Annotated in this window: 9 protein-coding genes and 1 tRNA gene; 4 read left to right on the top strand and 6 right to left on the bottom strand. The window is 42.0% G+C overall.

Annotated features, from left to right (window positions below):
• The first annotated feature begins 4 nt into the window (after nt 1-4).
• Nucleotides 5-80 (top strand) — tRNA-Lys (locus tag AB4140_RS09675).
• Between the two features lie 291 nt (nt 81-371).
• Entirely contained in the window at nt 372-1,541 is a 1,170-nt protein-coding gene (locus AB4140_RS09680; RefSeq protein ID WP_372000759.1) for a DcaP family trimeric outer membrane transporter, read from the top strand.
• Between the two features lie 101 nt (nt 1,542-1,642).
• Here AB4140_RS09680 and AB4140_RS09685 read toward each other — a convergent pair whose 3' ends face one another.
• From AB4140_RS09685 to acs, 3 genes are all read right to left on the bottom strand, one after another.
• On the bottom strand, nt 1,643-1,903 hold the full coding sequence (locus AB4140_RS09685; protein WP_076536809.1) for a GrxA family glutaredoxin: 261 nt from the start codon (nt 1,901-1,903) through the stop codon (nt 1,643-1,645).
• A gap of 72 nt (nt 1,904-1,975) precedes the next feature.
• Entirely contained in the window at nt 1,976-3,730 is a 1,755-nt protein-coding gene (locus AB4140_RS09690; RefSeq protein ID WP_372000761.1) for a DEAD/DEAH box helicase, read from the bottom strand.
• Nucleotides 3,731-3,984: 254 nt separating this feature from the next.
• On the bottom strand, nt 3,985-5,937 hold the full coding sequence (gene acs / locus AB4140_RS09695) for an acetate--CoA ligase (RefSeq protein WP_102436553.1): 1,953 nt from the start codon (nt 5,935-5,937) through the stop codon (nt 3,985-3,987).
• Between the two features lie 186 nt (nt 5,938-6,123).
• Here acs and AB4140_RS09700 point away from each other — a divergent pair, with 186 nt between their 5' ends.
• Together AB4140_RS09700 and AB4140_RS09705 are read left to right on the top strand one after the other, a co-directional pair.
• Nucleotides 6,124-9,534, top strand: a complete 3,411-nt coding sequence (locus AB4140_RS09700; protein ID WP_372000763.1) for a NahK/ErcS family hybrid sensor histidine kinase/response regulator — start codon at nt 6,124-6,126, stop codon at nt 9,532-9,534.
• A gap of 68 nt (nt 9,535-9,602) precedes the next feature.
• A complete protein-coding gene (locus tag AB4140_RS09705; RefSeq protein WP_372000765.1) occupies nt 9,603-10,193 on the top strand; it encodes a glutathione S-transferase family protein in 591 nt (196 codons plus the stop codon).
• A gap of 43 nt (nt 10,194-10,236) precedes the next feature.
• Here AB4140_RS09705 and AB4140_RS09710 read toward each other — a convergent pair whose 3' ends face one another.
• The 3 genes from AB4140_RS09710 to slyA are packed head-to-tail and all read right to left on the bottom strand — an operon-like array spanning nt 10,237 to nt 12,870.
• Nucleotides 10,237-11,268, bottom strand: coding sequence for a DUF2955 domain-containing protein (locus AB4140_RS09710; RefSeq protein ID WP_102476137.1), 1,032 nt, complete (start codon nt 11,266-11,268; stop codon nt 10,237-10,239).
• Nucleotides 11,269-11,328: 60 nt separating this feature from the next.
• Entirely contained in the window at nt 11,329-12,390 is a 1,062-nt protein-coding gene (locus AB4140_RS09715) for an HlyD family secretion protein (protein ID WP_102476136.1), read from the bottom strand.
• 12 nt (nt 12,391-12,402) lie between these two features.
• Entirely contained in the window at nt 12,403-12,870 is a 468-nt protein-coding gene (gene slyA, locus AB4140_RS09720) for a transcriptional regulator SlyA (protein WP_017059069.1), read from the bottom strand.
• Nucleotides 12,871-13,188 lie beyond the last annotated feature (318 nt).

Below are 13,188 nucleotides of genomic sequence, written 5' to 3' on the forward strand. Positions count from 1 at the left end.
AGATGGGTCGTTAGCTCAGTTGGTAGAGCAGTTGGCTTTTAACCAATTGGTCGAAGGTTCGAATCCTTCACGACCCACCACTTTTCTGAAAGTGAGATTGCCAGTTTGGCTTTAATTCAGTTCCTCCTGTTAGATAGTCCTATGTTTTTTTTCGTTTAATCAAGCCCATCAAACGCTTTAATATTTATATCTCCGTCTTTCTCATTCAGATTTAAACCGTAAATTGTTTTTGCTCATATCAAGTGTTTATCATTCTTTAGATTTAAACTTTTTTATTTTCCACCTACTTTTGTCTAATAGACCTATTGCTAATGTTGCTTGCTTGTTAAGTGGGTCATATTGCTATGGATGATAAGAATAGGGAGAGAATGATGAAACAAACACAAATTAGTTTAGCTATAGGTTGTTCATTACTGTTATTGAGCAGTACTAGCTACGCAGATACAGAAATGGAGTTTGGTGGCTATGTCAAAGCTGATGTGATGTTCAGCAGTTATAGCAATGGGGCACCTGACTCAGGAAACTTATCTCGTCAATTTTATGTACCAGGTACCATTTATGGTGAAGCTGGTAATGGTAAGGAAGTCGTCGACTTTCAAGCCCGCGAAACGCGTTTTAATTTTAAAACTGTATCAGATTTCGATGGCCATAAATTATCAGGTTTTATCGAACTTGATTTTATGACTCATACTGATGGTAATGAGCGAGTATCAAACAGTTATTCCCCGCGTATTCGACAAGCCTTTGTCAGTTATGACAATTGGACTGTTGGTCAAACATGGACTACCTTCCAAAATCCAGGTGCATTACCTGAAAATTTAGACTTTGTGGGCGCAGCTGATGGTACGCCGTTTGTGCGTCAAGCGATGATCCGCTACACCAATGGCGGCTTTCAAATTGCGGTAGAAAACCCAGAAACAACCGTAAACCAATATGGTACAGCGTCAAGAGTGACCAGTGGTAGCGGTATGGTTCCTGATGTCGTTGCTCGTTATAACTTTAAGTCTGAAGGTGGTTCAGCAATTTCACTTGCTGCAATGGTTCGACAGTTAAATGTAGAGCAAAATGTGGGTACTGAAGCTATTGACTCCACTGAAGCTATTGACTCCACTGAAGTCGGCTACGGCGCAAGTATTGCTGGTGTTATCCCTGTAGGTAACGATGACTTCAAGTTTTCTGTCACTTATGGTGAAGGCCTAGGTCGTTATATGGCCCTTAACTATGCCAATGCTGGTAACTTAGATGCATCAGGTGATATCCAAACTATTAGCTCTTATGGTGGCTTTGCTGCTTACCGTCATTGGTGGAATGATAAATGGCGTAGTAGTTTAACCTTTGCTGCACTAGAAATTGATAACGATACTTCATTATCAAGTGATGGTGTCAATGCGAGTTCATACTCTGGTTATATCAACTTACTCTACTCACCAACAAAACCATTAACGTTTGGTGTTGAGTATATGTATGCGATGAACGAAAAAGAAAGTGGTGTAGATGGCGATTTAAGCCGAGTGTTATTCTCTGCTAAATACGTTCTATAAAAATATTTTTCTTAAAAACAAAAAAGGGTTAATTCAATGAATTAACCCTTTTTCTTGTCTGCGAAATGCGCTCAACGCAGCTTAGTTGTAATCATTGGTGATTAAGCAACTAATTTATTGTCGCGAACGTATTTATCATATTCTGTGTAACCGCCAACATGAACTTCATCAACGAAGATTTGCGGTACTGTTTCAACTGGCTTACCAACGGTTTTCTCTAAGTCTGCTTTAGAAATACCTTCAGCGTGAATATCGACATATTTGAATTTAAAATCGTCACGTTGCGCGGTTAATTTTTCTGATAATTCAACAGCACGAACACAATATGGACAGCCTGGACGGCCAAAAATAACAACAAACATAGTGACTCCTTATTTTGATTTGAGGATTTATACCATAAGTTTTGTTGAATTGATATTGTATAAGCGCAGCGACTAGAAACTACTCTCAGTGATCGTTTTATAACGGCCTTTATAGTCAAAAAACTTTTCGACTAAATCCCATTTATGTTTCTGTTTTTTCAAAAGTAATAAGTCCGGCTTTTTAAAGTGCTCACTATGGGCGATTAAATCGGCGGGCTTTTTATATTGTGGGTGCTTCATGCCGGGAGTTCGACAATGAGGAGAGATAAATATAGCAAACAAAGCGCGGCGTTGCGCTGGTGTGTCCATATTAAAGTATTCTTTAAAGTCATTCGATTCAATATCAAAGTATTGCACCACAAGCTTGCCATTTTCTTCGATAAGCTGCATCTCTTGGCATTTAAACAAATGATGATGTTGAGACGACAATACCTGCTTTAAACGCTTGTCAGGATCAATGAGGGTAGATTGACAGATATGACAAATGCGCGCCGCGATATCATTTTCAGCGCCACAATCAGGGCAAGCTTTAGAACGAAATCTAAAGTCACACTGTTGAATGTTTGATGACGAGTCCTCTATTAGCCCCTGACAGCGTCTACCAAAGTGTTCAACAATATCACCGTCATTATCCACCAAGCCCCAAAAAGTATTGGCAAATTGGCATACAGGGCAATGCACTTGCACTGGCACAGATTTACTATTGGGTTTTACTTGACCCACTTCAGGAAAATATAAGTCATAACCGTTAGCGGCATAATCAATGACTAAGCAATCTTGTTTATCAGGCGCTAAGCGTAAACCTCGGCCAATCATTTGTTGAAATAAGCTTACTGATGCTGTGGGCCTTAAAATAACAATTAAATCGACATGAGGGGCGTCAAAACCGGTGGTTAATACAGCAACATTGACGATGAATTTAATTTTCTGTTGTTTGAACTGACTAATAATTTCGTCGCGTTCTGCATGTGGTGTATCTGCTGTAATGAGTGCAGCATCGTCATTTAATAATTTAAGTACTTCTTTTGCATGACGAACTGTCGCCGCAAAAATTAATACGCCTTTACGAGAGTCTGCTAATTGTTGTACTTGTTTTATGATGGCAGTGGTTGCGCGGCCTTGATGGTTGAGTAAATCATCAACTTCCTTTTGCGGAAATTCACCTGTATTACTTGGCTCTAACTGACTAAAGTCATATTGGGCACTTAGTCCATCAAATATTTTGGGTGCGGTTAAGTAGCCTTTTTTTATGAGCGGCCGCATAGGTAATTCAAAAATGCACTTTTCAAATACTGGCTTGTCAGCATTGCCTATTTTTCCATGGTAATGATGTCGATATATCCAACCTAAACCCAATCGATAGGGCGTGGCAGTTAGCCCTAACAGTTTTATTTGTGGATTAATCTTTTTGAGGTGAGTTAATAACTGTTGGTATTGGCTATCTTTATCATTACTGACTCGGTGACATTCATCAATTATTACCAATGAGAATGATTGGCAGAATTGCTCGGGCTTTCGCGCTGCTGATTGCACACTGGCGACCACGGTTTTACCATGGGCTTTTTTTTGCTTTAAACCAGCAGAATAAATATTGGCATCTTCAGTGAGTAACCCCACTTTTTCTGCATTTTGTGCCACCAGTTCTTTCACATGAGTCAATACTAAAACGTTAGCACGGGCAATTCGAGCCAATTCGGCTATCACAATACTTTTGCCTGCTCCTGTAGGAAGTACCAGCACCGCAGAGTCATTAGATTGCTTAAAATGGGTTATAGCAGCGTTAACAGAGTCTTGTTGGTAATCGCGAAGTGAAATGGTTGCAGACATAAGTGAGTATGAAATGGCTTATTATTTAATGTTGATCATGCAGGGTACTGTAGCATGAATACAAGCTAGCGCGGCGCAGTCTATTCAATAAAAGTCGCTGAATACATATCGTTTCAGCATGAGTTGATAGAGTTTTAAGCCAGAATAAATATAAAAAAGCCCCCTCAGTGAGAGGGCAACGAGAATCTGGTTAGGAGTTCTCAGGTTGGTAAGAGGGTGGGGAGTACTTAATAACCTCTTATTTTAAACTACTGTTATTGAGTTTTGTTTAAACGAGACTCTATCAAGGTATCAATCACCGCTGGATCTGCAAGGGTAGAAGAATCGCCTAAGTTGGTTACTTCATTTGCGGCAATTTTACGTAAGAAGCGGCGCATGATTTTACCTGAACGTGTTTTAGGTAAACCGCCAGCCCATTGAATTAAATCTGGGGTGGCTAGTGCGCCAATCTCTTTACGCACCCATTGACGTAGCCCTTGACGTAACTCTTCTGTTTCTTCAACGCCGTTAATTAAGGTTACATAGGCATAAATGCCTTGGCCTTTAATATCATGGGGGTAACCTACAACTGCGGCTTCAGCGACAAGATCGTGTGATACAAGCGCGCTTTCAACTTCAGCAGTACCGAGGCGGTGGCCCGATACGTTAATTACGTCATCAACACGGCCAGTGATCCAGTAATAACCATCCTCATCACGACGAGCGCCGTCACCAGTAAAGTACATACCTCTAAAGGTTTTAAAGTAAGTGAGAGCAAAACGATCATGGTCGCCAAATACGGTGCGCATTTGTCCCGGCCAAGAGTCGAGAATAACAAGGTTGCCGTCTACAGCGCCTTCAAGAATATTACCCATGTTATCAACTAATGCCGGCTGAACCCCAAAAAATGGACGCGTAGCAGAGCCCGGTTTTGCATCTGTGGCGCCAGGTAATGGGCTAATCAAAATACCACCGGTTTCAGTCTGCCACCATGTATCCACAATTGGGCAGGATTCATGGCCAATCACTTCATGGTACCAGCGCCAAGCTTCAGGGTTAATGGGTTCACCCACCGAGCCCATTACCCGTAATGAGCTACCATCAAAACCATCAAACTGTTCTTTACCTTCTGCCATTAAAGCGCGAATTAACGTTGGTGCAGTATATAAAATATTAACTTTATGACGGTCGACCATTTCACCAAGACGAGCTGGATTTGGAGAGTTTGGTACTCCCTCATGAATAAGGATAGTTGCGCCATTGGCTAATGGACCATATACCATGTAGGAGTGACCGGTGATCCAACCCACATCAGCAGTACACCAATATACTTCACCTTCTTTGTAATCAAAAACATACTCGTGAGTCATTGAGGCGTAAACCATATAACCACCAGTGGTATGCAACACACCTTTTGGGTTACCGGTTGAGCCTGAAGTGTATAAAAGAAATAGCGGGTCTTCAGCGCCCATTTCTTCAGCTTGGCAATGCTCTGATGCCGTTGCAACGACATCGCTCCACCATATATCTCGGCCTTCAACCCAGTCGATATCACCACCAGTTCGATTAAGTACAATGACTTTTTCGACACAATCTACATCTGGGTTATTAAGCGCTTCATCAATGCTACGTTTAAGCGGAATTTTACGGCCACCACGCACGCCTTCATCAGCGGTGATCAAGACTTTTGATTTGCCATCAATTACGCGTGATGCAATTGAATCAGGTGAGAAACCGCCAAATACCACCGAATGGATCGCGCCAATGCGGGCACAAGCAAGCATAGCAACGGCCGCTTCAGGCACCATAGGCATATAAATTGTGACTACATCACCTTTACAAACCCCTTGGCTACGTAGAGCATTGGCAAATTTACACACATCAGTATGCAGTTCACGATAAGTGATTTTACGCTGTTCATTGGCATCGTCACCTTCCCAGATGATCGCTACGCGGTCGCCATTATCTTCTAAATGGCGATCTAAACAGTTTGAAGATGCGTTCAATGTGCCATCATAAAACCACTCAATAGACAGGTTATGATCATCAAAAGAGGTTTGTTTAATTTTGGTATAAGGCTTGATCCAATCGATGCGCTTACCGTGTTCTCTCCAAAAACCTTCAGGATTAACCACAGATTCTTGGTACATTTTTTTATACTTATCATTATCGACCAGTGCATTTTTAGCGAAATCGGCTGGTACTTTGTAGAGAGACTGCGAGCTCATATGGCTTCCCTTTGTCAAAATTTGCGTTATGAAAGTATCCTCTGCATGATGATGTTAACTCCATTAGACCTTGGTCTAGTTTTAAAATATCCTTAATATTTAGCTTGTTGCGCGTGTTAACATCTCATGCAAATAACGCAAAATTATTGCATAATTAATAAGCGAATATAATAAAAAGAGAAAGCTATGAATTTAACCTTAGTCGTTGCTGTGATTGCAATTTGCTATGTGTCATTACTGTTTATACTGGCCTGGGGCGCTGAACGTTGGTTTAGTAAAGTCACTAATAAAGTTCAAGTATGGATATACGGCTTAAGTCTAGCTGTTTACTGTTCTTCATGGAGCTTCCTTGGCACAGTAGGTCAATCAGCGAACGATTTATGGTCTTTCTTGCCGATTTATCTTGGCCCAATCTTAATTTTTACCCTGGGTTTTGGGGTATTACGCAAAATGGTTTTAGTCTCTAAAGCGCAAAATATAACCTCGGTAGCCGATTTTATTGCCGCGCGCTATGGAAAATCCCAAGCCCTTGCTGCCATAGTGACCCTAATAGCACTATGCGGCATCATGCCCTATATTGCGCTGCAACTTAAAGCCATGGTATTTAGCCTTAATTTATTTCAACCTGATAATTTACCTTTAAATGGCGTCAGTATCCCTTTGGTGATTACTTTCATTTTGGCTATATTTGCGATTTTATTTGGCACTCGTAAATTGGATGCCACCGAACATAATCCTGGGATGATGGTAGCGATCGCTTTTGAGTCACTGATAAAATTAGTCGCCTTTTTGATTGTCGGTGTGGTGATTACTTATGGTTTTTTTGATGGTTTTGATGATATCTGGCAACAAGCGAAAGACAAAGAACTCATCAACCATGGCACTTTAAATATCGCTTCAATTTTACCGGAAATGCTGGTGGGGATTGCCGCCTTTATGTGTATGCCAAGGCAATTTCATGTGATGGTAGTTGAGTGTGCAGAAGAAGGGGTGTTAAAAAAAGCCCGCTGGATCTTTCCCTTGTATTTGGCCATGTTTGGCTTATTTGTGGCGCCATTAGCCCTTGCTGGTAAATTATTACTTGGTGATACCGTGGCGGCAGACACTTATGTGATTAACCTGCCTTTAGCATTAGATCAGCCTGTTCTCGCCGTTATTGCCTTATTAGGCACGCTTTCAGCAGCGACGGGTATGGTGATTGTTGCTGTTGTGACCATTAGTGTCATGATCAGTAACGAATGGTTAGTTCCAGTTATGCTACGTACTGGTAAAATCACTGGCACTAATTTCAATCAATTTGCGCGTTTTTTATTAAATGCGCGCCGTTTAGCCATCATCATTATTTTGGCCTTGGGTTATTTTAGTTACTTAATATTTGGTAGTAATGAATCGTTATCTCACCTTGGGCAGCTATCATTCGGTGCTTTTGCGCAGCTAGCACCCGCACTCATAGGTGGCTTGTATTGGAAGTATGGTAACCGTGCTGGGGTGTTTTTAGGTTTAGCAGTAGGCTTTTCATTGTGGTGTTATATTTTATTTGAGCGCAGCGTAGGCTTAGTGGGCGATACTGGGATCTTAGCGTCTATTAGCCCGGAAGTGGATGACACTTTAGTGGCGCTATTAGCCAATATTGCCTTTTATATTTTAGGCTCGTTGTGGTTTCGAGCTGGGGTAGCTGAGCGCATTCAAGCCAGCCATTTTATTAATCCAGGCATTATTAAAAAGGACAGTAACCGAAAACATGGGGCGATATCTCAACAAGATTTATTAATTCTTGCCAGTCGTTTTGTTAGTCCAACCCGCGCTTATGAAAGCTTTAGTCAATACTCGCCAGCTGCGGTAAGAAGTGATTCTTGGCATAAAGTGGCTGATGAAGCGTTAATCTCACACACAGAGCATATGCTTGCAGGTGTGCTAGGAGCATCGAGCGCCTCACTGGTGATGGACTCGGTGTTACAAGGTCGCGATTTAGCCCTTGATGAAGTCTTTAGTTTAGTGGATGAAGCGTCAACCAAGGTGATGTTAAGCCAAGACATGTTACGCGGCGCCATTGAACATGCTTATGAAGGCATGAGTGTGGTGGACAAAGATTTAAACTTGGTCGCATGGAATTATAAATATGCCGAGCTATATGATTATCCTGACGGTTTTTTAAAGCAAGGCATGCCAATTAGTGAAGTGGTACGTTTTAACGCTGCCAGAGGCTATTGTGGAGAGGGTGAAATTGATGCTCAAGTAGAAATGCGAGTGCAGCATATGCGCGCGGGCACAGAGCATACCTCAGAGCGACAACGCCGAGACGGTAAAGTGATAAAAATTCAAGGTAATCCAATGCCAGATGGCGGCTTTGTGATGACCTTTACCGATATCACCCAATACCGTGAGCAAGAGAAAGCCTTACTAGAAGCCAATGAAACCCTTGAAAGTCGAGTAAAAGAACGTACCTATGAACTGGCAATGCTTAACAGCGAACTACTAGAAGCAAAAGCCCAAGAAGAAATGGCTAATGCGTCAAAAAGTCGTTTTCTTGCGGCCGTTGGGCATGATCTTATGCAGCCGCTTAATGCTGCAAGATTGTTTACTGCTTCACTAGCGCAATACCCGAATCTTGATTTAGAAGGGCAAACCACTTTATCCCATATCAACAACTCCTTGCGAACAGCGGGGGAGTTATTAACTGATTTATTGGATATATCAAAGCTTGATTCAGGCATGGTGGAGGTTAACCGCCGAGATTTTGCTATTGCTGACTTACTCACAGGTCTTGCTGTTGAGTTTGAGGCTATGTCAAAAGACACTCAAATTCGCTTCAATATGATCCCCTGTAATGCCACTGTCAACTCAGACTTATCCTTACTGAGGCGTATATTACAAAACTTTTTAACCAATGCTTACCGCTATGCTAGAGGCGGTAAAGTGCTGTTGGGTTGTCGCCGCCGAGGAAAGTATCTCGAAATTCAGGTGTTAGATACAGGTTGTGGCATTGATGAGCATGAAACAGAAGAGATATTTAAAGAGTTTAAACGCTTAAATCATCCCAGTAGCCAAAATGTCAGCGGCTTAGGCTTAGGGCTCGCTATTGCTGATCGAATAAGCAAGGTGTTAGATCATCAAATTCAGGTTTCATCAAAGCTTGGTCAAGGTTCAGTGTTCTCAATTATCGTGCCTTTAGGCGAAACCATCAGTGAAAAATCGGCTAAACCAGTGCCAAGCTTAACTCAGCCATTAGCTGGGGTAAAAGTGCTTTGTATTGATAATGAAGAGGCGATATTGGCAGGGCTTGAAAGCTTATTAACTCGCTGGAAGTGCGAGGTGATTTGTGCAACCGATTTAGCTGATGCTCGTATTAAACTTGGCCTTAAAGGGGTTGCTCCTGATATCGTTTTAGCTGATTACCATTTAGATAACAATCAAAATGGCGTCGATGCTATGGATGGTATTCGTTCGCGCTACGGTGAACATTTACCCGGGATCTTGATAACGGCTAATACGAATAAGGATTTGGTTGAGGATGTACAAAAGCGTGGTTATCACTATATGGCTAAAATGATTAAACCAGCGGCATTACGGGCGTTAATATCAAGTTTAGTGAAGTAGGCCAATGAAGGGTTAATAAACGAAATCAAGCGCGTTAACAGCAAAAGGAAGAGCAATGATAACTGTCTATGGCGATAAAAAAATCAGGTAACTGTTACAAAATAAAGCTGACTCTGGCGCTACTCAATATTGATTATCAATGGCAAGACGTGGACATTATGGCTGGAGGCAGCCAAACCAAGGCTTTTTTAGCTAAAAACCCAAACGGTAAGTTACCGGTTATTGAGCTAGATGATGGTCGAGTGCTAGCCGAGTCCAATGCCATCATTGGATACTTGGCCGCTGGCTCGAGGTTAATTCCTGACGATAAATTTAATAATGCCTTAATGTATCAATGGCTGTTCTTTGAGCAATACAGTCACGAGCCTTGTATTGCCGTTGCTCGGTTTATCAAACTTTATCAAGGTATGCCAGTAGAGCGGCAAGCTGAGTTTGATAACTTACAAATTCAGGGGGGTAAGGTATTGAAATTAATTGATAACCAGTTAGCAGGGCAGGCATTTATGCTCGGTGAGCTATTTAGCCTGGCAGATATTGCGCTTTATGTCTACACCCATGTGGCCCATGAGGGTGGCTTTGATTTATCGGTTTATCCCAATCTCCAACAATGGTTAGCTAATGTTGAGTCACAAGCGGGTTTTGTTTCCATGCTCGATTAATCAATCGCGATCTTTTATCTGACCAGCTTAATCATTAGCAGCATTACTGATAACTTAAGCGCGTTGCAGCAAATCGGTTAAGTAAAGTGTGCATGATGTAACACAGTAATAAAGTCGCTACTATGGCAACCAAAATACTGCTAATACGGTAAAGTGCGCTATATATCAGATCGCTCCCTGGGCTTAGGTATTGGCCAAATAAAATACCCAGCGTGGTCATCGCTCCAAAACCAACGCCTGCGCCGACTTTTTCTTTAACATGAACTTGGCTAAATAGCATTAATCCGAACCATAAAACCGGCACTACTAAGATAAGCAGCCCTGACCAATCATAAAGAAACAACTGGGCTAACACACCGAATGTCACTCCAAGAAAGGTACCTATCGCACGTTTAAGGGCATAATTTAATACCCCAGTAAAATGCATCGGATAAAGTAATAAAATTGTGGCAGCTTGCGCCGACATAGAGTCTTGCAGATTAAATATCTGGAACACGATAAAAGATGCTGTGGCGATAGTTGCCCCCAGTAATACTTCATGTCGCATTCGATTTACTGATTTTGCTGGTGGTTTTTGCAATTTTCTGGGTTCAACATCAGGGATTAACGAGACCATGATATAGGCGATAATGATTGCCAGTATTGTGGCGCCGAGATTAGCGCCGATGAGACCGTTTAGATCAGTATCAGGGTAACTGGCAAAATTAAGCATGATGCTCAGATTAAGTAAACTATTGGCACCAAAAAGAAAAAAACTGCCGCGGGTCATGGCGGTAAAAAAGCCAACAAACACCCCAAAAATAATCAGGGTCATTAAGACTGGGTGGCCACCAAATAAACCACCGATAACGCCTACCACTAATCCAGCTGTGACAGAAGACGCCAACACCTGCCGCGCGACATGGGCGGTGAACACGGGTGCTAGCCCTAGCAATACCATAGGGGTAACAGTATAAAACACCCCGTTACTAAAGCCGAACAGTTTACACAAAGTAAAGCCAATCGTGCCAGCAGTGGCAATACGTAGACATTGACGTAAATCATTGGCTGTCATGGGATTAAATCTTAGTAACATGATTGTTGCCTTGTGTCGCTGTAATATATTTAAAATAGCGCATCTATCAAATGTATGATGTTAATAGATATAGTGCAGCATACTGATGGCTTTAATCTGCCCATGAGCTAATAAGTTCAGCAAACTATTTTCTGGCATTATCTGCACCGTCGCCCGTGCCCCCGTTGGCAATGTTCTCATGACTTCGTCATTATCTAATTGTAAATGCAATCTCATTCTTTGGGCGTCACGGACCCAGCGATCAGATTGTTGCGGAGTCGCTAAACTGCCATTGGCATCGAACTGTCCGGCGCTAACCCCTGCATCAATACTGCTGACGTGGGCGCGATATAAACGGCCTGGTTCACCGTCAAACGCAACAAGGGCTTTAGATGAAATTGAGACATCTCGTAATGCCTTTTCTCTAAAATCAGCAATAATATCCACATCATCAGAAACAAGAGCCAGTAGTGGCTGGCCAATGGCCGCAAAGCCGCCGACCATGATTTGCAAGTTAGTAACTGTGCCGTCTTGATCCGCATGAACTTGGGTATAAGACAGGTTTAATTTGGCTTGGGCTAAGCGATTTTCGGCCTGACGTACTTTTAAGTTATTGTTACCGTAAACACCGCGGCTCACTTCTAATTGCTTTAAACGGGCTTGGGTTGCCAGCAAATTTGCTTCAGCCGCAGCGGCATCGCTGTCAGCTTGATCGCGTTGCTGTTGGGATACGCCATTAGTTTTGTACAGTGCATCAAGACGCTTTGCTTCGCTGCGCTTTTGTTGTGATGTGGTTTGGCTGGCATTGACATCAGCTTGCGCCGCTAACAAAGAGGCATCTAGCTCAGCGTTATCTTGCTGGACTTGCTCTAAAGCCAACTGCGCTTCATCTACCGCTAACTTATACGGTCTAGGATCTACTTCAAACAGTAATTCACCCTTGCTAACAACTTGGTTATTAGTGACAGCAATAGTTTTAATGCGGCCATTAACTTGTGGGGTAACCTTAGTCACAACCCGAGTTGCCATAGCCTGCGGCGTTAATGGCATAGCGGCATCAGCAAACATAAAGTAACCAAATACTAGCATAAAGCCTGCTAAGGCAATTTTTGTTAGCCGCGAAAATTGTTGATCTGGTGTCATATTTGTATTCACTTACTTGTCTGTCATTTTAGCTAATTTGGTTAACGCATTATTACCAATCAGATTAATTACTCTTTCAAACTCAGTAAGTTCTTCAGCATTTATGCCTAAGAGCAATTGGCTACGGATATTGATAATTGTTACTTCGACTTTCGTTATTAAATCGAGTCCAGCAGGAGTCAAATTGACAAGTCTGGCGCGTTTATCATGGGGGCAACAGTGGCGTTCAATGAGCCCTTGCTGTTCTAATTGGGCTAAGGTGCGCATTAAAGAGGCCAGTTCAATTTCTAAGGCATTGGCTAATACTTTTTGACTGAGGTTGTCGCCTAATCGCCACAGTTTCCATAAGGCTGTCCAGCGTGGGTAAGTTAACTCTAAAGGGGCAAGTTCAATGTCAACAGCGGTGCGCCATAAGCGATGCAGACGCCCCAATTGTTCTGCCAGTGATAGCTCTTTCATATGGTCGAATTCTTTTTGCATCATGGTTCCCATTTACTTAGCGTGCTAACTATTATACTTGGTTAGCACGCTAAGTAAATTGATTTTTTATCGCAGTGATATCCCTAGTGTTATATATAACGCTAAGGCAATGATAGAAAAGAGAATAAATTTCAAACAAATAGATGTATCATTTTATGTTAATACTTAAGTCGTAATAGTCAGCAACAAGAATGGATAATTCAATAGGTAAAAGTTGAAATCTAAACACCAATGAAAAAGAATTAAAAGTATTTAGCAAGGATATCCAAGACTAGGTTTATACTGAATTAACTGACTAGAGGCTGTAACTAATTTTGT

Origin of the sequence: Shewanella sp. 10N.286.51.B2 (genome assembly GCF_041469265.1) — a bacterium.
GTDB lineage: Bacteria > Pseudomonadota > Gammaproteobacteria > Enterobacterales > Shewanellaceae > Shewanella.

Excerpts from the sequence above, each read along its gene's own strand:
- slyA (WP_017059069.1), bottom strand. The coding sequence starts at position 12,870 with ATGCAAAAAGAATTCGACCATATGAAAGAGCTATCACTGGCAGAACAA.
- AB4140_RS09700 (WP_372000763.1), top strand. The coding sequence starts at position 6,124 with ATGAATTTAACCTTAGTCGTTGCTGTGATTGCAATTTGCTATGTGTCA.
- AB4140_RS09705 (WP_372000765.1), top strand. The coding sequence starts at position 9,603 with ATGGCGATAAAAAAATCAGGTAACTGTTACAAAATAAAGCTGACTCTG.
- acs (WP_102436553.1), bottom strand. The coding sequence starts at position 5,937 with ATGAGCTCGCAGTCTCTCTACAAAGTACCAGCCGATTTCGCTAAAAAT.
- AB4140_RS09715 (WP_102476136.1), bottom strand. The coding sequence starts at position 12,390 with ATGACACCAGATCAACAATTTTCGCGGCTAACAAAAATTGCCTTAGCA.
- AB4140_RS09690 (WP_372000761.1), bottom strand. The coding sequence starts at position 3,730 with ATGTCTGCAACCATTTCACTTCGCGATTACCAACAAGACTCTGTTAAC.
- AB4140_RS09680 (WP_372000759.1), top strand. The coding sequence starts at position 372 with ATGAAACAAACACAAATTAGTTTAGCTATAGGTTGTTCATTACTGTTA.
- AB4140_RS09710 (WP_102476137.1), bottom strand. The coding sequence starts at position 11,268 with ATGTTACTAAGATTTAATCCCATGACAGCCAATGATTTACGTCAATGT.
- AB4140_RS09685 (WP_076536809.1), bottom strand. The coding sequence starts at position 1,903 with ATGTTTGTTGTTATTTTTGGCCGTCCAGGCTGTCCATATTGTGTTCGT.